This window comes from Acinetobacter sp. ABJ_C4_1, assembly GCF_044538495.1.
Taxonomy (GTDB): Bacteria; Pseudomonadota; Gammaproteobacteria; order Pseudomonadales; family Moraxellaceae; genus Acinetobacter; species Acinetobacter nosocomialis_A.
On sequence record NZ_JBIUCQ010000003.1, the window covers coordinates 126,095 to 147,265 of the forward strand.

General features: G+C 41.2%; 16 protein-coding genes. 9 read left to right on the forward strand and 7 right to left on the reverse strand.

What is annotated here, in order from left to right:
- Positions 1-65: 65 nt before the first annotated feature.
- The 4 genes from ACIF8R_RS05865 to ACIF8R_RS05880 form a co-directional block, all read right to left on the reverse strand.
- Complete coding sequence (locus ACIF8R_RS05865; protein ID WP_004703199.1) at positions 66-581, reverse strand: acyl-CoA thioesterase; 516 nt, start codon at positions 579-581, stop codon at positions 66-68.
- A 262-nt stretch (positions 582-843) separates the two neighbouring features.
- Positions 844-1,458, reverse strand: a complete 615-nt coding sequence (locus ACIF8R_RS05870; protein WP_002054351.1) for a MarC family protein — start codon at positions 1,456-1,458, stop codon at positions 844-846.
- A gap of 11 nt (positions 1,459-1,469) precedes the next feature.
- On the reverse strand, positions 1,470-3,536 hold the full coding sequence (locus tag ACIF8R_RS05875; RefSeq protein WP_191028575.1) for a choline transporter: 2,067 nt from the start codon (positions 3,534-3,536) through the stop codon (positions 1,470-1,472).
- A 117-nt stretch (positions 3,537-3,653) separates the two neighbouring features.
- A complete protein-coding gene (locus tag ACIF8R_RS05880) occupies positions 3,654-5,276 on the reverse strand; it encodes a BCCT family transporter (RefSeq protein WP_396479675.1) in 1,623 nt (540 codons plus the stop codon).
- A gap of 264 nt (positions 5,277-5,540) precedes the next feature.
- Between ACIF8R_RS05880 and betI the strand changes: the two genes are divergently transcribed.
- From betI to ACIF8R_RS05915, 7 genes are all read left to right on the forward strand, one after another.
- Complete coding sequence (gene betI, locus ACIF8R_RS05885; protein WP_396479677.1) at positions 5,541-6,164, forward strand: transcriptional regulator BetI; 624 nt, start codon at positions 5,541-5,543, stop codon at positions 6,162-6,164.
- Complete coding sequence (gene betB / locus ACIF8R_RS05890) at positions 6,157-7,629, forward strand: betaine-aldehyde dehydrogenase (protein WP_396479679.1); 1,473 nt, start codon at positions 6,157-6,159, stop codon at positions 7,627-7,629. The genes betI and betB overlap by 8 nt, the downstream gene beginning before the upstream one ends.
- Before the next feature lie 95 nt (positions 7,630-7,724).
- A complete protein-coding gene (gene betA, locus ACIF8R_RS05895) occupies positions 7,725-9,383 on the forward strand; it encodes a choline dehydrogenase (RefSeq protein ID WP_004888295.1) in 1,659 nt (552 codons plus the stop codon).
- Positions 9,384-9,893: 510 nt separating this feature from the next.
- Positions 9,894-11,534, forward strand: coding sequence for a malate dehydrogenase (quinone) (mqo, locus tag ACIF8R_RS05900; RefSeq protein ID WP_396479681.1), 1,641 nt, complete (start codon positions 9,894-9,896; stop codon positions 11,532-11,534).
- Between the two features lie 91 nt (positions 11,535-11,625).
- On the forward strand, positions 11,626-12,096 hold the full coding sequence (locus tag ACIF8R_RS05905) for a hypothetical protein (protein ID WP_396479683.1): 471 nt from the start codon (positions 11,626-11,628) through the stop codon (positions 12,094-12,096).
- A 216-nt stretch (positions 12,097-12,312) separates the two neighbouring features.
- Positions 12,313-13,191 (forward strand): homocysteine S-methyltransferase family protein, encoded by an 879-nt coding sequence (locus ACIF8R_RS05910; protein ID WP_396479685.1) that lies wholly within the window; start codon positions 12,313-12,315, stop codon positions 13,189-13,191.
- A gap of 5 nt (positions 13,192-13,196) precedes the next feature.
- The gene (locus ACIF8R_RS05915; RefSeq protein ID WP_396479687.1) at positions 13,197-14,531 is read left to right on the forward strand and encodes a basic amino acid/polyamine antiporter; all 1,335 of its coding nucleotides are present in this window, start codon (positions 13,197-13,199) and stop codon (positions 14,529-14,531) included.
- Between the two features lie 54 nt (positions 14,532-14,585).
- Here the strand turns inward: ACIF8R_RS05915 and ACIF8R_RS05920 are convergent, their stop codons facing one another.
- The 3 genes from ACIF8R_RS05920 to ACIF8R_RS05930 form a co-directional block, all read right to left on the reverse strand.
- A complete protein-coding gene (locus ACIF8R_RS05920; RefSeq protein WP_396479689.1) occupies positions 14,586-16,499 on the reverse strand; it encodes a lipase family alpha/beta hydrolase in 1,914 nt (637 codons plus the stop codon).
- A 148-nt stretch (positions 16,500-16,647) separates the two neighbouring features.
- The gene (locus ACIF8R_RS05925) at positions 16,648-17,355 is read right to left on the reverse strand and encodes a YoaK family protein (protein WP_396479691.1); all 708 of its coding nucleotides are present in this window, start codon (positions 17,353-17,355) and stop codon (positions 16,648-16,650) included.
- Between the two features lie 206 nt (positions 17,356-17,561).
- The gene (locus ACIF8R_RS05930) at positions 17,562-18,452 is read right to left on the reverse strand and encodes a LysR family transcriptional regulator (RefSeq protein WP_396479693.1); all 891 of its coding nucleotides are present in this window, start codon (positions 18,450-18,452) and stop codon (positions 17,562-17,564) included.
- Positions 18,453-18,639: 187 nt separating this feature from the next.
- On the opposite strand from ACIF8R_RS05930, the gene ACIF8R_RS05935 reads away from it, so the two are divergent.
- Together ACIF8R_RS05935 and ACIF8R_RS05940 are read left to right on the forward strand one after the other, a co-directional pair.
- Positions 18,640-19,584 carry a dihydrodipicolinate synthase family protein gene (locus ACIF8R_RS05935; protein ID WP_000050876.1) on the forward strand — a complete coding sequence of 315 codons (945 nt, stop codon included), beginning with the start codon at positions 18,640-18,642 and terminating at the stop codon, positions 19,582-19,584.
- A gap of 172 nt (positions 19,585-19,756) precedes the next feature.
- On the forward strand, positions 19,757-21,142 hold the full coding sequence (locus tag ACIF8R_RS05940; RefSeq protein WP_000182797.1) for an MFS transporter: 1,386 nt from the start codon (positions 19,757-19,759) through the stop codon (positions 21,140-21,142).
- The last annotated feature ends 29 nt before the right edge of the window (positions 21,143-21,171 follow it).

The window sequence follows — 21,171 nt, forward strand, 5'->3', positions numbered from 1 at the left end:
GTGAATAAAAAAAGATCGAACCATGCTGCGGTTCGATCTTTTTTTAATTTAGTCTTCTTTGTTGTTTAAGAAGTTTTCTTATACATGCTGCAAGAAGGATTATGATTTTCTTGTAGGCGCAACACCTTACGGTGTTCTGCTGCTTCAAATCGACAGCGTTTCCATTCAGTATCGAGTTTTAATTGAGGCACTTCACGTGGTTTACCATGCTCATCAACCGAAACCATCGTGAAATAACAGCTATTGGTGTGGCGCACGGTACGCTTTTGAATATTCTGTGCTTCTACACGAATACCCACTTCCATTGAAGTACGACCCACATGGTTCACACTCGCTAAAAATGTAACGAGTTCGCCCACATAAATCGGTTCTTTAAAATTTACTTTATCTACAGACAACGTTACGACATAACTGCCTGAATAACGACTTGCACAAGCGTAGGCCACTTGGTCTAACAGCTTTAGAATTGTTCCACCATGAACATTACCTGAAAAATTTGCCATGTCTGGGGTCATTAACACTGACATGGTTAATTCTGACTGATCATCAGTTACTGTTGTCATTTCATCTAATGTAGGCATGACTCAACTCTGTCTCAAAACAAGCTCAGAAAACATTATGGTTGATAATTCACAAAAAAAACATGCTTAAATCCACAACATAGCATCGTATTTTTTAATATTGTTAATTCTTTTTTTGAACGAATATTTTTTAAGCTATTATTTTTAATTATTTTTTAGTTTTTCTTAAATAAAAAGCTGAGAATCAGCCAAAAATAAATTAAAGATGCTATGCCATTTTGTTCCATTTTAAATGACACAGCATCGTTTTATATGAGCCTGACTATACTTTATGGATCAGTCCGGTAATACCATTAATAATCATATCAACAGCGATCGTACCAATTAACAAAGCAGATAGACGCCCGACAATATCAAAATAGCGATCGATGTATTTTGCATGTTTATAGCGTAAATGATCATGTGAAAATTTCATCAAAATCAAAATACTGCATGTTAAAAACATGGTAAACCCAATAACAAGTGCCGCAGCACCAATCGACATTTCAATGCCTGTAACCACAGCAGCACTAATGGTGCCCGGCCCAATCATAAAAGGCATAGCGATGGTGCCAGCCAAATGTTCTGGTGCACCGCGCATTTCACCAATGGTGTCGGCACCCTGAAACACATAGCGATAACCAATCACTAAAAAGATAAGACCACCAAAAATCTGGAAAGCCTCAAAGCGTACGTTCAAGTATTTACTAAAGATTGCTTCACCACCCCATGCAAACAGCATAAAGACGATATAGGCAATCAAGCTGCCCTGAATTAAGGCTTTGTTAAATACCTTGGTTTCTGAATGACGGATTAGGCCAATCATATAAATGCTCATTAAAAATGGATTGAGCAAAGAGAAAAATAAAGCAAAAGAATGCAGATATGGTGAAACCATGCATATTCCCCTTAAGCTTGCGGATCTGGGAATAATGGACGGTTCCCAGGGCTAATACGATTAATATGCAAGAATGTCATATGTCTTTCATACTTATCTAAAATGTCATTAATAACCTGTTCTTTACTGTAACCCACAAGGTCATTGTCTTGAGAACCTTCATAAAGATAAGTTTCGAGACGGTAATAGAACTGTTTGCCTCGTTTTACACGCTGACTAAAGTTAGGCGCGCTATAACGGACTGGCCAAATCTGATAAACGAAGTTTTGCTCTTCTTCCAAATGAATAGTGATATCGAGGTGATATAGCGCCTCTTCATCTTCAAGTGGTGTTTGCTGCACGTCTACATTCATACCTTGCTTAATAAGTTCATCAGCAACGGCTTGAACGGCAGGTTTGCAAACGGTATCGAGCATTCGTCTGGTTTCAGTTGTTCCCGGATGATGCATAACTCGAGTCAAACGCTGCTTCCAATTGAGAATATCGACGTTACCCACTACAGGTGCTGCATTCATACTTCGGCTGGCATGCCTATAGTCTTCAAGTCTGAGCGACTTATAAAGCCCCGCCATGACAAGGAACATCACGAAACTAAACGGCAATCCCATAATGATGGTTGCATTTTGCAAAGCGGTAATCCCGTTGGTCATGAGCATGGCGAGCGTTAATAAACCAATGGCAATTGCCCAAAACACGCTTAACCAACGCGGCGCATCATTATCAATATGGGTAAGCTTAGTGGTGAAGTTACCTAAAACCAATGCACCCGAATCGGCAGAAGTCACATAGAACAAGAGACCTGTCACTGTCGCAATTGAAGCAATGAAGGTAAAACCTGGATACTGCGCTAACAGGTCATAAAAACCATGTGCCGGATTCGATAATACCGTTGCAGCCAAAGTTTGGTTGCCTTCAAAAATAACGCTGTGTAATGCGCTATTACCAAAAATGGATAACCACGTTAAGGTAAATAACAGAGGAATGATTAAAGTCCCGCACACAAACTCACGAATAGTACGGCCTCTAGATATGCGGGCCAAAAACAAACCTACAAATGGTGACCATGCAATCCACCATGCCCAGAAGAACAAAGTCCAACTGCTCATCCAATCTTTAGGTTGTTCAAAGGCAAAACTTTGAAGGGCTAAGGTTGGGAAGCGAGTTAAATAATCACCAATATTTTGTACCAGTGCATTGAGTAAAAACTCGGTATTGCCCAAGAATAAAATAAATAGTAAAAGACCAATTGATACATAAATATTGATTTCAGACAAAATCCGAAGGCCTTTATTCACCCCAGAAGTCACTGAAATAATACTAATACCGACTGCAATGGCAATGAGTGCAAACTGCATCCAGATATTCTCTGGCAGTCCTAATAAAACATGTAAACCATAGTTCAGCTGTACTACGCCAATCCCGCAGGTGGTCGCAATACCAAAAATTGTCCCAATGACGGCAGCAGTATCTACACTATGGCCGATGGCCCCATTAATTCTGTTCCCGAAAATCGGGTAAAGTGCAGAACGAATGGTAAGCGGTAAGTTATAGCGATAACTGAAATAGCCAAGTGCCATACCAATCAAGGCATACATACACCATCCGGTCAAACCATAGTGAAACAGCGTCCACACCATACTTTGGCGTGCAGCTTCATAGGTCTGGCCTACACCAACAGGCGGCTGCATATAATGAGATAATGGCTCGGCCACCGAGAAGAACATTAAATCGATACCAATACCTGCCGAAAACAGCATGGCAGACCAACTCAGTAAACTAAACTCAGGCTTTGAGTGTTTAGGACCAAGCTTAATTTCACCATATCTTGAACAGGCAATGAAAATGACAAACACCATATATAGCGTTGCAGCCAGTAAATAATACCAGCCAAAGGTTGACGTTACCCACGCAAGAACGGTGTTAATGGTTCGATTTGCGAAATCGTTAAATAAAAAAGTAACGAGAGAAAAGATTAAAATGATTAGAGCTGAAATATAAAAAACCACACGGTTAAGCGGGTCTTTTTTAGATTTAGATAATGTTAAATCATCAACTGCTCTTGGATTATCTGTTGCCATACAATCCTCAAGGAATAGAAGAAAAATAAAATATTCAATTTAGTCTTTTCACTATTTAACCATAATGAAAAGACTGCTTTGAACGCAAAAAATATAAATAAATGTGATGAACCAAGATTATAAAACCTCGGTTACTTTGTTCTGGTCACAATTCGATGGAATAGAAATGTCTTTTGAAATAGCTAACTGCTTTTTCGCAACATTCGGGTCAAAATCATCTTGCTTTAAGGCTTTGGCTAAACCAAACATATAAAGCAAAATAATCACAGAAAATGGTAAACCACATAACACCACTGCACTTTGCATGGAGTTAAAACTACCTGCTAATAATAAGCCGATACTTACAATGGTAATGACCACAGACCAAAAGATGCGTAACCAGATCGGTGAATCACTATCACTGGTGCCCCCTTTCGAGGACAAATTGGCGATCATTAGTGTACCAGACCCAACAGGGGTCAAAAATAAAACGAAACAAATTACAACAACAATCCCGGCAATATACGGATTAAACGGGAGATATTCGAGTAATTTGAATAATGACAACGCTGGATCACTTAAAACCATATCACCTAAAGCTTTCTGCTTTTGGTTGAGAATAAAATGAATTGCGGTGTTTCCAAAAATCGAAATCCAAGCCAAGGTAAAACCTAATGGAATGAGACATACCCCCAAAACCACTTCTCGAATAGTTCGGCCTTTGGAAATACGGGCAATAAACATTCCTACAAAAGGTGCCCAAGCAATCCACCATGCCCAATAAAACACAGTCCATGAACCCAACCAGCCACTGGCTTTTTGATTGTATAAATACATATCAAAGCTTTTACCTATAAAATTGTTGAGGTAATCACCGACATTCTGCACAAGACCATTTAACAAATGGTTAGTTGGTCCTGTTAAAAATACAAATAAAAGTAAAGCATAGAGCAAACGCAAATTAATACGCGATAACCATGCCAAGCCTTTTTCAATGCCGACCACTGTTGTGATGGTCGCAACACTCATCATGACGAGAACAGCTGTAATTAAGGTTGCAGAGCTATGCGGTATTTCAGGAATTAAATAGCAAATACCTGAAACCAGCACTAAAGCACCAATACCTAAGTTGGTCACGAGTGAAATAACGGTCGCCAAAATACCAAAGCCATCGACAAAATCACCCACTAAGCCATGAACTCGCTCTCCGAAAATTGGATAGAGTGCCGAGCGCAATGCGAGCGGTAAATCTTGTCTAAAAGCAAAGTAACCTAAGGTCACGCCGAGCAAGGCATAAAGCACCCAGCCATGAATACCCCAGTGCAAAAAGCTATAGGTCATGGCATTTCGGGCGGCCTGAATAGTACCTGCCTCACCTTCGGGTGGTCTTAGAAAATGGTCAACAGGTTCAGCAACACCATAATAAAGTAGCGCGATACCAATCCCTGCCGAAAACAGCATTGAGGTCCAAGCCAAATAGCCAAACTCAGGTTTGTCGTGGTCTTTTCCTAAAGGGATCTGTCCCACTTTTGAGAAGGCAAGCCAAGCCACAAAGCCTAAACACAGCACAATCACCAACATGTAATACCACCCGAAAAAGTGGTTTACCTGCTCTTGCACATAGGTCAGCCAAAACTGACTTTTTTCTGGAAACAGCACAAATAACAAGCCAAAAATGCCGATACTGACTGCCGAACTCCAAAATACAAAACGATTTAACCGAATATGGTCTGAAGAATATCCATCACTTTTCAACACCATCTTATTGCTCCTTGCAATCGGTGTATTTTTCCAAAATAACGTGATAAGTACTGGACTTATGCGCATCATCCTATCCGTAAGAACTTCTGATTCTATCTCTTCTACCCCGAAGTCAGATTCAAAAATTCATTGATTTTTACACATCATACTTGTTATTGATTGAACGTTCAATCAATAACAAGTATGATAAAAAAAGTGCTATGATGCTCTGCAAGTTAACATGCTGAATTTAAAGCACCCGTAAAAGTGCTGATGTGGACAATCATGACAAAACGCAGAGTAAAACCAGAGCATGTGCGCCGTGAAGAGATTATGAACGCTGCACTCGACGTAATTTATGAAGTGGGGTTATCCAATACCACCATTGCACAAATTGCAAAAAAAGCCGAGCTGTCGACCGGTATTGTTAGCCATTATTTTGGCGACAAACAAGGGTTAATAAATACCTGTATGCAAGAAATGCTGAATGTTTTACGTCGGAAAACCGAACAATACAGAACAGAAGCAGATGCGCATCCGGAAAGCCAGATTAAGGCAATTATTGACTCTAACTTTGACATTAGTCAGGTAAATGAAAAAGCAATGCGGGTCTGGTTAGACTTTTGGTCTGCAAGTATGCATGTACCGGACCTGAGCCGTTTGCAAAAGATTAATGATCAACGCCTGTACTCCAACTTGAAGTTTTATTTTCTCAAGTTAATAGATGAACAACAGGCCAGTGTTGCCGCAAGAGGTTTGGCAGCATTGATTGATGGATTATGGCTACGCGGCAGTTTAAGCCGTCATAACGAATTTGATAGCGAACTAGCCCGTTCCATTGCTTACGATTATGTAAAAACGCAATTGCAATTTGCGAACAAGCCTTTGCAGGAGAGACAAAATGAGTGATGTACAAGTTTATCAACTGTATATCCATGGACGCTACGTTGAAGCAACCAGTGGTAAAACATTTAATAGTATTAACCCTGCCAACGGCGAGACAATCGCGACTCTTCAACAGGCATCTGAACAAGATATTGAAGCTGCTGTACAAAGTGCCCAACAAGGACAAAAAATCTGGGCTGCCATGACTGCCATGGAGCGTTCACGTATTTTGCGTCGTGCTGTAGACATTCTTCGTGAACGAAATGATGAGCTTGCCCGTCTTGAAACACTCGACACAGGTAAAGCTTTTAGCGAAACATCTACAGTCGACATCGTGACTGGCGCAGATGTACTCGAATATTATGCAGGACTTGCAACCGCCATTCAGGGTGACCAAGTTCCGCTTCGCGAATCAAGTTTCTTTTATACACGCCGTGAACCTTTAGGCGTGGTTGCTGGTATTGGGGCTTGGAACTATCCAATTCAAATTGCTCTATGGAAATCTGCCCCTGCCCTTGCTGCCGGCAATGCCATGATTTTCAAACCAAGTGAAACCACTCCACTTACTGCATTTAAACTTGCAGAAATCTATACAGAAGCAGGCGTTCCAGACGGCGTATTTAACGTGGTGCAAGGTGCTGGTCGTGAAATCGGTCAGTGGCTCACTGAACATCCTGTGATTGAAAAAATCTCATTCACTGGTGGTGTGGAAACTGGCAAAAAAGTCATGGCAAGCGCTGCTGGCTCTACGCTTAAAGAAGTGACCATGGAACTTGGTGGTAAGTCACCACTGATTATTTGTGAAGATGCCGACCTTAACCGTGCCGCAGATATTGCAGTCATGGCAAACTTCTTTAGCTCAGGTCAAGTATGTACCAATGGTACGCGCGTATTTGTTCCAAAATCACTTTTAGCCGAATTTGAAAAAGCCGTTGTAGAGCGCGTAAAACGTATTCGCATTGGCGACCCAATGGCTGAAGATACGAACTTCGGTCCACTCACCAGCTTCCCACACATGGAAAAAGTGTTGTCTTTCATTGAGTCAGGCAAACAACAAGGCGCTAAAGTATTAATTGGTGGTGGTCGTGCAACAGAAGGCGAGCTTGCCAAAGGCGCTTATGTACTACCAACTGTATTCAGCGACTGCACTGACCAGATGGCGATTGTTCAAGAAGAAATTTTTGGGCCTGTCATGAGCATTTTAAGCTATGAAACCGAAGAAGAAGTGATTCAACGTGCCAACGACACGACCTTTGGTCTAGCTGCCGGTGTGGTCACTCAAGATATTAGCCGCGCTCATCGCATTATTCACCAAATTGAAGCTGGTATTTGCTGGATTAACACGTGGGGCGAATCGCCTGCCGAAATGCCAGTTGGTGGCTACAAGCAATCTGGTGTGGGCCGCGAAAATGGCTTAACCACGCTTGGGCACTATACCCGTATCAAATCTATTCAAGTTGAACTTGGCGATTATCAAAGCATTTTTTAATGCCCCTATCGCTCTAAACACTTCAACCTAAATCACATATGCCGAGCAGTCTTTATAGATTGCTCAGGCAAACTGTTAGTAAAAAAAGGATAGTTATGAATATTAAAGAATATGATTACATTATTATTGGCGCAGGATCTGCCGGAAATGTACTCGCTGCGCGTCTTACTGAAGACAAAGATACCACTGTTTTACTGCTAGAAGCAGGTGGACCAGATTATCGCTTGGATTTCCGTACACAAATGCCGGCAGCTTTGGCCTACCCTCTTCAAGGTCGTCGCTATAACTGGGCTTATTTAACTGACCCAGAGCCACACATGAACAACCGTCGTATGGAGTGTGGTCGTGGTAAAGGTTTAGGTGGCTCATCTTTAATTAATGGTATGTGCTATATCCGCGGTAACGCCATGGATTTAGAACAATGGGCAACCCATAAAGGCCTTGAAAATTGGACTTATGCCGACTGTTTGCCTTACTACAAAAAAGCCGAAACTCGTGACATTGGTGGCAACGACTACCATGGTGATAGCGGTCCTGTATCAGTGGCTACACCGAAAAATGGCAACAACGTGCTATTCCATGCCATGGTTGAAGCAGGTGTACAGGCTGGTTACCCACGTACTGACGACTTAAATGGTTATCAACAAGAAGGTTTTGGTCCAATGGACCGTACCGTTACGCCTAAAGGCCGTCGTTCAAGTACCGCACGTGGTTATTTGGATATGGCAAAAGGTCGTCCAAACCTGACTATTTTAACTCATGCGACGACCAACAAAATCTTGTTTAATCAAAAGCAAGCAATTGGTGTTGAATATATTATTGGTGCTGATCAAAACAACTTGCAACGCGCCTTAGTTAAACGCGAAGTATTACTTTGTGCAGGTGCAATTGCGTCACCGCAAATTTTACAGCGCTCAGGCGTAGGTCAAAGTACCTTCTTAAAATCAATGGACATTGATGTGGTTCATGATTTGCCGGGCGTAGGTGAAAACTTGCAAGATCACTTGGAAATGTACTTACAGTATAAATGTAAGCAACCCGTTTCTTTATACCCTGCTTTAAAATGGTATAACCAACCTGCGATTGGTGCCGAGTGGTTATTCAATGGTACAGGTATTGGCGCAAGTAACCAGTTTGAAGCGGGTGGATTTATCCGTAGTTCGGATGAGTTTAAGTGGCCAAACATTCAATACCATTTCTTGCCAGTAGCTATTAACTACAACGGTAGTAATGCAGTAAAAGAACACGGCTTCCAAGCCCATGTCGGTTCAATGCGCTCGCCTTCACGCGGTCGTATCAAACTTAAATCGAAAGATCCGTTTGCGCACCCAAGTATCTTGTTTAACTATATGTCGACTGAACAAGACTGGCGTGAGTTCCGTGATGCAATTCGTATTACACGTGAAATCATGCAGCAACCTGCGCTTGACCCATATCGTGGTGATGAAATTAGCCCGGGCAAACATTTGCAAACCGATGCAGAGCTTGATGACTTTGTTCGTAACCATGCAGAAACGGCTTACCACCCGTCTTGTAGCTGTAAGATGGGTGAAGATGAGATGGCAGTTGTAGATGGTCAAGGCCGTGTACACGGTATGAATGGTTTACGTGTGGTTGATGCCTCAATTATGCCGCTCATTATTACCGGTAACTTAAACGCAACCACCATTATGATTGCCGAGAAAATTGCAGACCAAATTCGTGGGCGTGAAGCATTGCCACGTTCAACTGCACCGTTCTATGTCGCGTCATAAAACCGTTAAGGGCATATTTCTTATACAGAGATATGCCCTTAATTTAATAGGTACTGCACAAGCATTAATAAGAACTATGTATGACAAAAAATAAGCGGCTATAAGCTAAACATTTACACAAATATCGCATGAAATAAAAATTAATCTATTTTTATAGGCAAATTATCCTCAAATGATTCAAGTTTAACCAAAATTATTTTAATCATTAATTTTCAAACACTTACACCACAATAAAAGCTAAAAATAATCTTATAAAAGCTTAATTTGATCAAATATAAATCATATTTATGATTTTGATGAAACCCATTTATTATAAAAATTGTCTTGTCAATGCAAAATTAGTCTAAAATATAGAGTGTTTGCGATAATCCCAAGTAATTTTTCTTTTTTTAAAGTTCTCTGTTTTGGAGAATTTTACTTTCGCATTTATATCCATTTTGTCTGGATACGCTGTCTAGGTTTCCTCACACCTTAAGTGACTCAAATAACTTATTTTAAGGTCCCCCTTACATGAAAAAGTTTTTGAAATACCTTCTGGTATTAATCATTCTTATTTTAATTGCAGGTATTGTTTTCTTGTTTAGACCAATTGCGTCAAAACAAGTACAAACTGCAAAAGATGAGCCAGTTGTTGATGCTGTTCTTGTTGGCGGCGGCATCATGAGTGCCACTCTCGGTACTTATTTCACTGAGCTTGAACCGAATTGGCAAATTCGTATGTATGAACGTCTTGACCAAGTTGCTCAAGAAAGTTCAAACGGCTTTAACAATGCCGGAACAGGCCACTCTGGCTTTATGGAAATGAACTATACCGAAGAAAAAAACGGTAAGATGGAAATTGTCAAAGCTGAAAAAGTTGCTTCTCAATTTGAAGTTGCTAAACAGTTCTGGTCATATCAGGTAAAACAAGGCGTTTTAGCTGAACCAAAATCATTCATTAACCCTGTTCCACACATTGCTTTCGTTTGGGGCGATAACGTTCAGTTCTTAGAAAAACGTTATGCTGCCATGATCCAAAGTCCATTGTTCAAAGGTATGAAATTTACTGAAGACCCAGCTGTGATTAAGCAATGGGCACCTTTAGTGATGAACGATCGTGACCCAACTCAAAAAGTTGCAGCGACTCGTATGGAAGTTGGTTCAGACGTAAACTACGGTTCAATCACGAACCAGTTAGTGAAACATTTAAACCAAAACCCAAATTTCAAATTACAGACTTCAACTGAAGTGACTGGCATCAGCCAAAATGATGACAAAACTTGGACTGTAACTTTCAAAGATTTGAAAACTGGTAAAACAGATCACGTTAAAACACGTTTTGTATTTATCGGTGCAGGTGGTGCAGCGGTTAAATTATTGCAACTTACTGGTTTACCAGAAGCAAAACAATATGCTGGCTTCCCTGTAGGTGGTGAGTTCTTAATTACTGATAACCCAGCAATTACGTCTCAACACACAGCGAAAGTATATGGCCGTGCTGAACTTGGTGCGCCTCCAATGTCTGTACCACATATTGATACACGTTATATCGACGGTAAAAAATATGTATTGTTTGGCCCATTTGCAACCTATTCAAATAAGTTCCTGAAAAATGGTTCGCAGCTTGACTTGCTTGCATCTACTAACAAAAACAACGTTTTACCAATGACCACTGTTGGCTTGGAAAACCTTGATCTTGTTAAATACTTGGTGAGCCAAGTGATGATGTCAGACCAAGACCGTCTAAATGAACTTCGTAAATACTACCCAGATGCGAAAGCTGAAGACTGGCGTTTAAGCCAAGGTGGTCAACGTGTTCAGATCATCAAAAAAGAACCAGGTAAACCAGCAACACTTCAATTTGGTACAGAAATCTTTGCTTCTAAAGATGGTGCTGTAACTGCATTGTTAGGCGCGTCTCCGGGTGCTTCGACTTCTCCATACATCATGCTTAACTTGCTTGAAAAAGCTTTCCCTCAGCAAACTGAAGGTAAGTGGAACCAGAAACTTCATGAAATTGTAGTTTCTTATAAGCAAGACTTGAGCAAAGACCCTGTGTTACTCGACAAAGTACGTCAGTACACAAGTTCTACGCTTGGCTTGAACTATACATCTCCGTTCAAAGCTGCAAACGATGAAACTGCTGCTGCCCCTGTTGCAAAAGCAAACTAAGTTTGACGATGTATAAGTAAAATATCAAAAGGATGAATTTCGATTCGTCCTTTTGTTTTTTAAGACCTCAGTTGAGATATTTAGACTAGCTATGACGCCTTTAAACTCATCACCTCGCCTCTTGTCATTTTGTTTTAAGCTCGCACTTGTTTTGCTACTGGCTTATCTTTTGTTAAGCGGGTTTTATATGTGGATGATTGGCGGTACAGCCATTTATGTCAGCTCAGCCGTATTATTTGCCATAACCGCTTATGCATTTAAGCTCGGTAAGTATCAAAAACTATGTGCTGTTTTAAATGTGCTCATGAGCGCAGCCGCATTATATTTCAGCACGACTCATCTATTTTTCTCACCTATTCAGTTCTTTATATTTTTACCCGCACTGTTTTTTGTTTTGTTGGCTTTTACTCACGTAAGTAAAATTCGCAGCTTATCTAAAGTTTTAATATTTATTAGTTTATTGGTGTGGTCAGGTATACATTTTTCACAACTTAAACAACTTCAAGCCTATTATAAAACACAGCATACAGGCGAAAGCTGGCAACAATATGGTGCGTTGTAAGATCATTTTTTATTCTATATTTTCAACTAAATACGTGTTCTTTTTCACATGAAGTTCATCAGTAAAACTGAACATCATTTACAGAATTCCTTTTAAGAAAAAATATTCATAACAATCTAATTTATTTAGAAATATATCGAGCATATTCGCGATTGAACACGGCTCGTCTACACGCTAGATTAACTGAATTATTTTTCTCCCGTTATGTTGTAATTTATGAAGATTTTAGATGGCGGTTTAGGCCGTGAATTGGCCCGTCGTGGCGCTCCGTTTCGTCAACCAGAGTGGTCTGCACTTGCACTGATTGAAGCACCTGAAACAGTAAAAGAAGTTCATCTCGACTTTATCAATGCTGGTGCAGAAGTTATTACCACCAATAACTACGCGGTTGTGCCCTTTCATATTGGACAAGAACGCTTTGAAACTGACGGCGTACGTTTAATTAAAGTTGCCATCGAACAAGCAAAAAATGCAGTTAAAGAAAGCGGCAAAAATGTCAAAATTGCAGGCTGCTTACCGCCGTTATTTGGTTCTTACCGCGCCGACTTGTTCCAACCAGAACAGGCTAAGAACCTAGCTGAGCCAATTATTAATACATTGGCACCAGAAGTTGATTTTTGGCTCGCTGAAACTCAATCATGCTTAAAAGAAGTTGAAACAGTACACGCGTTATTGCCACAAGATGGTAAGGACTATTGGGTATCATTTACGCTGCAAGATGAAATTAAACAAGAACAAGCGTTACTTCGTTCAGGCGAAAACATGCAGCAAGTGGCGGATTTCATCAAGCAATCCAATGCCAAAGCAGTGTTGTTTAACTGCTGCCAGCCTGAAGTGATCTTGCAAGCAATTAATGAAATTAAAGGACTCATTCCTGAGTCTGTAGAAATTGGTGCCTATGCCAACGCTTTCCCACCGCAAGATGAAAGCGCTACTGCCAACGATGGTCTGGATGAAATTCGTAAAGACTTAGATGCTCCAGCTTATCTTGGTTTTGCGAAACAATGGCAGCAAGCAGGTGCAAGTTTAGTGGGTGGTTGCTGCGGTATTGGACCAGAACACATTGCTGAACTTTCTCAATTTTTTAAAGAATAAATACCATGTCTGCTGCCAAAATCGGACTATTGTCTCTTACAGCGCTGGTATTTAGCTCTATGGTGGGGTCAGGCGTATTTAGCCTTCCCCAAAATATGGCTCAAGTTGCCAACGGCTCTGCCCTTCTTGTTGCATGGCTCATTACCGGAGTCGGCATTATTTTCTTAGCCCTGTCATTGTTGCATTTAACCCGTCAACGACCAGATCTAGATGGCGGTATTTATAACTATGCGCGGGAAGGCTTTGGAGACCTCATCGGGTTTTGCTCGGCGTGGGGTTATTGGTTATGTACCACCATTGGTATTGTCGGCTATGTGGTCATTGCCTTTTCAGGCGTTGGCATGTTTACCGACAGCAAAGACCACATTATTTTTGGTGAAGGCAATACGCTCTACTCTCTGATTGGATCAAGCATTTTTGTATGGCTGGTGCACTGGTTAGTAAGCCGAGGTATTAAGGAAGCTGCCATTGTGAATTTACTGGCAACCATTGCCAAAATTATTCCAATGGTGGTCTTTATCTTCTTTACTTTTATTGCCTTTAAGTTTGATTTGTTCAAACTCAACTTACATGACTTCTCTTTAAAAGTTCCGCTTTGGCAGCAAGTAAAAGACCTGATGCTGATTACCCTTTGGGTATTTACCGGTATTGAAGGTGCGGTGGTTTTATCATCACGTGCAAAAAAGCGTCATGACATTGGTAAAGCGACTATATTAGGTGTGTTACTGGCGTTAAGTTTTTACGTGATGGTGACGGTATTGGCTTATGGTGTGGCAAGTCGTGAAGCCCTTGCAGGCATGCATAACCCATCTATGGCGACCATTTTGCAGCAACTGATCGGTTTGCCAGGTACTATCGTTATAACCATCGGCTTGATTATTTCAGTTTCATCGTCTTATTTAAGCTGGACGTTATTTGCGACCGAAATTCCATTTTTAGCCGCAAAAAATGGTGCATTCCCTAAATTATTTTTAAAGAATAATCAAAACAATGTACCGATTTCATCACTTTGGCTCACTACTATTGTGGTACAAGGCTCCCTGATTGCCGTGTATTTTTTCAATAAAAACTACACTCAGCTTTTACTGATTTCATCGGTGATGATTTTGCTGCCTTATTTTCTGGTGTCGGCTTTTTATCTTAAAGAATCGATTCGCCATAAACGCGCACCGCATATTGCCATTGCAAGTGTTGCTTCAATTTATGCGCTTTGGTTGCTCTATGCCGCAGGTTTAGACTTACTGTTGTTGTCTGGTGTGTTGTATTTGGTCGGCTTGGTTATTTTTTCAATTAGCTACTTTGAGCATAAAAAATCACTTAAACAAAATCAGCTTAATTAATCATTTCAACCACTGTTGAGCCTGTCAGCAGTGGTTTTCTAAAAATAAAATTTTCTATTTTGAAGGCTGTGACTGCTTTAAATGCAACCTTAAAATACGGCGTAATTCTAAAATCGCCTCAGGGCTAGTTTGTATTGAATGCCCACCTTTAATAATCAGTTCTGATTGCTCTCCACCTAAATGTGAACTTTGATACGGCACAATCCCATCGCTCATTTTTGACTTATCTGTCGTACCATTTATATTGCCCATAATCGAGTGATACACCACGTTGGACGATGGCTGAATGGCTTGAGTGAGCTTTATAAAGTTAGATGAACGACTTAAATTACTCGCTCCATTTTCAATTAAGCCTTTTCTGAGTTTGGTATTTTTTTCATCTCTCATTTCGACCGCAATAAAAAAGTCAGCAGGCAAACGAATAACACGGCGAGCAATTTGGGTAAACCATCGGTCAGCGTAATCTGTGCCATGATGCGGCGCCGAAACAAAAACAACCCGCTTAAAATAAGGCAAAGCTTTGAACTGAAAACGCTCTAGCACCACCGGATTTTCTTTTAAACGGTTTAACTGGGCTTCATTCATTTTTTGCATGGCTTGCTCTGAAATATCGGCATCGCTTACCAATAAACGGCTAATTACTCCGCCCATACTATGCCCCACTAGTACAGCATCATGAGCAGCATAGCTGTCTTTAGCAACGTTTTGAAAAGCCTGATTCAGCAAAGAATAAATCTGAAAACGGCTTTCAAAAATCGGCATATTGGTTGAATAAAACACCTGCCAGACTTGATAGTTTTTCCTTAATTCGGCATCGCCCATAATGTCATTGGTTAGACTCACCCACGCTTCTGGGCTACTTGCCAAGCCATGAACAAACACAATAATCTTCTTATTCGGGTTAAAGGGTTCCAGCATATATAAATGCGGCATAATCAAATTGGCTTCTTTATTAATTAAAGACCAATAACCTGCTGCACCTAAATTATATTTCGACAGCCAAAGCCCATAAGGTGCTGAATAGTTTGCCGTGAGTGGATAGTCCACACCTTCAACTTTTACACGGTCCTGTCGATATGGGTCGAACATGGAAATTTCCAAATCTGCCCCAGCAATGACCTGATCGGCTGTGGCCTTTTGTTTTGGGTAGGCAATAGCCGTCACTGGAAAGAAGCGTGGTAAATGAATATTTGGATTAGTCTGGTGAGCGTAAAAAGCATCGGGGTCTAAAATGAAACCATGATTTACATCATGCTCCTTACGCCCAACGATAAACTCGGCGCCTAAACCATCCTTACGGTTGACGGTATTAAACCCTGAAAAGTTCATGTTATAGCTAGAGCGAAAGGTATCGACTTCAATGTTTTGTACATCTACTGCATGATCAAAATTGACGTGGTACTCATGCCCATCTGCTTTTAGTAACGGTGGGAAATGAAGCGTATTTAAATGATTAAAATACGTGGTCATGAGCTTTGACAAAGCCACGTTATAAAAAATACGCACCTGATTTTGGCGATGGTCAAACACTCGATCAAAAGGAGATTCTTCAGAGTCAAACAAATAGACATAGCTATAACGTAAGCTTTTATCAAACAGTGCTAACTCTTGCTCGACACAACTGTTACTTTTAAGAGTGACATTACATTGGCTACTACGACCAACATCTAAAGCTTTTGCCAAGTAAATTTCACTGAGCGCAGCATAACGCTCTTCTCGGCTACTATTTTCAGACAGTCCCTGAATTTTCTTTAAACAATCATCAAAATTTTGCAGACAAGACGTTTCATTTTCTTTGACCAAATACAGCAAGTTTTGGGTTTGATGGCTTAAAGTATTGTCAGTCAAAATGCTTTCATTTTTACTTTTTAAAGCGCTACTTAAGTTACTTTCTTTTAAATGAATGACCTGACAACCGCTCAGCAGTCCCATTATTGCAAGCACTAAATAATGGCCAGACTTTGTCATTGTGCATTCCTTTCGCGAATGTATTTCCCCATTCGTCATTATGCCTGTAAAGCTGTGAACGAACAATTTCAGCTCAACTTCAATGGTGCTTTATTGAAAAAATAAAAGCCCGAATTTTTTTAAATTCAGGCTCTTTCAACAGCTCTGTTTAAGCTTGTTTAAACCTCTGCTGTGAAGCCAAATAAGAAAAATAAAGGATAGGTAAAATAAACGGCGCTACGCTCCAAAAGTCAAAATAGACATAAAGCACAGCCCCCATAAAAGCACCAATCACAAAGCCAATCACAATACTGGCACTTTTAAGCAAACTTGCCCGATTAGCCTCATTATTGTTTTTTAACAAGTTGGCAATATCAATCCCAAGCTGGGTGGTGTTGCCTGTCATCATAGTACTTGGGCTAATATTTTTAATAAGGGTTTTACTTGAAGTATTACGAATCGCCAAGGCAATTAGACCGAGGCCACCCGTGATAGCAACGGTAATCGCATCGGCATTTTTAAATGGCTCGAAATAAAGCCCTGCAACCATAAAGGCACACAGGAAAATAGCTTCAAACAAAAATAAATAAGACAGCGTTTTGTGTTTGGCCTGACTACGGTCAATTAACAGTTTGGTAATCACCACCGTCAAAATAAACAATGGAATAGCAGCAAGTTTAATCCAGACACCTGTACCGCCCTTCACCAAAGCCGCTCCTGCCAGTACCAAGTTGCCCGTTACATGCGCGGTAAAAAAACCAAATAACGCGATAAAGCCAATGGTATCAATTGCCCCGCCCACCATAGTCAATAAAACAGGATCTCGACATAGCGCCCATGTACTTTGTGTCTCTTGTTGAATTGAGGTCTCTGGCATAAACAGCATCCTGTTCTTTTAAAGTCATTAAATTCACTACAAAGATGTTTTAAATATTTAAAAACAAATCAAAGCTAAAGCATTTATCAAAACAAAAAAGCATGTAAAAACATAGACTGTTTAATGTCGCAACACTGTCTTCAAAACAGCAACAATAATTATGATGCTCACCATGCAACAGTATCAGTTATAAAGTTACGGGTTGATTAAAGCAAATCAGCCAAATTCCTAATTTCTTCCATCACTGCCTTACACGCAGGCGTTAAATAGCCGTGCTTAGAAATAGACAAAGAAATATAGCGCTTGAGTGCTGGGTTAATAATTTTTGCGGCTTGAATTGAGGTGTATTGGCTGGCTTTTTTTAACGCTTGCGGCCCCAGCATGGTATACATGCGAGACTCGGAAACCAAATGGGTTTGTAAACTAATCGAGTCGGCTTCAAACACAATGTTTAGCTCTACCCCATTTTCATAGGCCATGTGGTCTAAAAAATTGCGCCAGTTACTTGGCCTGCAAAACGTGACCAGCGGTAACTGATTGATTGCTTTAAATTCGACTTCATTTGCCTGAGTGAGCGTATCTCCTTCGCAGCCTACCAAGTAAGTATCCGCTTCAGTAAGATAAACATCGCCCTGTTTAGGTGTCGGGTTAAAGCGATAAAGAATAGCTAAATCGACGCTGCCATCTTCCAGCCATTTTTCTAAATGCACCCCTTGCCCTTCACGCACCGACAGTTTAATTAAGGGATATTTCTCTTGAAGCACTTTATACAGGGTCGATAACAACGGATGTGCAGTAGACGGCAAACTAGCTATGCGCACCGTACCAATTGGGGTATCGGTCGAGTGCAAAATTTCATTATTGAGTTGATCGGTCACGTTCAGCCATGAACGAATTTTAGGAAGTAAATGCTGGCCTAAATCGGTGAGTTCTACGCCGCGGCCAGTTCGGTTAAACAAACGACCGCCACATTGAGCCTCAAGCTCGTTCATTTGCCGACTAATTTGCGGTTGGTTGGTGTTATGCAGCATCGCGACTTTGCTTAAGCTACCGAGTTCCACCGCATCTAAAAATATTTTCCATAATTCATAATTCATCGATTCTTCCTAAATCGTAAATAGGCAGCATTTTGAGCCATACATTTTCAGTATAACTGAAATTCAAGAATTGGTAATTCCTACATAGCTCACCTATTTCTATACTCCAATCATGTTCTCTACAACACGATTTAAGTCAGATTAAGAACCAGAGAATATTTAATTACACTGTATAGGAAGTACGATTATGAGTTTAGATTTACGTGGATTAACCCCAGCACCTGTGACTCCTTTTACCCGTGACGGACAAGTAGACCATAATGCAATTCAACGTTTAGGTTCATGGTTAGGCAGTATTGATGGTGTGAAAGGCTTGGTTGTTCTTGGGCATGCAGGTGAAGGAACATTCTTGTCGCAAAAAGAACAAATGCAGGTCATCGAAAGCTTTGTTAAATCGGTAGATGACAAAATTCCGGTAATCGCTGGTATTACACTCGAAGGTACTTCGGTTGCAGCAGAAGAAGCAAAACGTGCAGTCAGCGCAGGTGCTTCGGCAGGTTTGATTTACCCTTCACATGGCTGGTTGCGTTTTGGCTATCAAAAAGGTGCACCACAAGACCGCTATAAAGCGATTTATGAAGAAAGTGGGTTGCCATCTATTTTATTCCAATATCCAGATGCAACGAAGGCCACTTATGACCTAGACACTCTACTCGATATTTCTGCACAGCCAGGTGTATTTGCCATGAAAAATGGTGTGCGTAATATGCGTCGCTGGGATGTTGAAATTCCGATTATTCGCCGTGAACGTCCAGACTTACAGGTGTTGACGTGCCACGATGAATATTTGCTTCATACCATGTTTGATGTAGACGGCGCTTTGGTTGGCTATGGCAACATTGCCCCTGAACTGTTAATTGAAATGATTAAGGCAGGTAAAGCCAAAGATTATGCTAAAGCACGTGCGATTCACGACCAATTATTACCAGTGACTCGTAATGTCTATCACCGCGGTTCACACATGGAAGGCACCGTCGCGCTTAAACATGCATTGGTTGCTCGCGGAATTTTGGACCATGCCACTGTGCGTTCGCCTCTGCTTCCACTAGCAGATGGTGCTGAACAAGAAATTCATGATGCAATGCGTCAAGCCGGAATTGGCAAGGTCGATTTAACCCAAGCCGTTGCTTAAATTCCATTCGGGCTAGCATGTACGCTAGCCTTTTTTTCCTGTACGCTGCCTGAGGCCAAACATCGGGCATGTCTCTTAAAAACAATAATAAAAAGCATGCAAACTGTGGTGAACAGGTAGTGCGAAATAGAACAACAAAACTACGAGGAATGTAGTGATAAGGAGATATAAGATGACAAATCTAGCGGATGTAGAACAAATTAGTCATCATCAAAAAAATGCGGAAATTATTGCAAGACTCGAACGACTACCCGTCACCGGACGATTGCAATTTATGCGTATTACCATTGGTATAGCGACCTTTTTTGACGCTTATACTGTTCTTGCGATTGCCTTTGCTTTACCCCAACTTATTACCGAATGGCATCTGACGCCTGCCTACGTCGGTGCGATCATTGCTGCGGGCTATGTCGGGCAACTGGTCGGTGCGATCTTTTTTGGTTCTCTTGCCGAAAAAGTCGGTCGTTTAAAAGTGCTGTCTTTTACCATTTTACTGTTTGTGGCAATGGACATTTCCTGTCTGTTTGCGTGGAGCGGAATGTCACTGTTAATTTTCCGTTTCTTGCAAGGTGTTGGCACAGGTGGCGAAGTGCCTGTTGCGAGTGCCTACATTAACGAGTTTATTGGTGCAGAAAAGCGCGGTAAGTTTTTCTTGCTCTATGAAGTTTTATTCCCCCTCGGTCTTATGTTTGCAGGCATGGCGGCATTTTTCCTGATGCCAATTTACGGCTGGAAAGTCATGTTTATTGTGGGCCTCGTTCCCTCTTTACTAGTCATTCCTTTACGGTTTTTCTTGCCTGAGTCACCACGCTGGCTGGCTTCAAAAGGTCGTTTTAAAGAAGCGGATCAAGTCGTCAAAAGCTTTGAAGACGGTGCCATCAAAAGCGGTAAAACTTTGCCTGAACCTGTGGTTAAAGAAATTAACCCGCAAGGCATGGCAAAAACCGATTGGCGCGAGCTGTTCCGTGGCATTTACCGCAAACGGACCTTTACCCTATGGGGCATGTGGTTTTGCGTGTATATGGTGAACAATGCCATGGTGACTTGGCTGCCATCTCTCTACAAACAACACTTTGGCCTGTCGCTTCAAACCAGTTTAGGTTATGGCTGGATTACCTCGGGCGTGGGTGTGATTGCCTCTATTATCTGTGCGTTAATGATTGATAAAGTCGGCCGCCGCCCTTGGTACAGTGCAGCGTTTTTCTTGGCGATTATTCCACTCATGAGCCTCTCGGTTTTAGGTGCAAAATCGGCCATGCAAGTTGTAATTTTAGCAACGCTGAGCTATGCCATTTTGCAAACCATTTCATTCTCTTTATACCTTTACGCTGCCGAACTTTACCCAACTCGCCTACGTGCGATGGGTATTGGTTTTAGTACCGCTTGGTTACGTGCTGGCTCTGCAATTGGACCTGTTATGGTTGGTCTGGTTGTTGGTGGTTACGGCATTCAATATGTGTTTAGTGTGCTTGCCGTTGTGGCACTCGTTGGTGGTCTGGTGACATTCTTGTTTGCCATTGAAACCAAAGGCCAAGTGCTCGAAAAACTCTCTCCTTAATTCATCCATTTCATAAAAAGCTTGCCTAA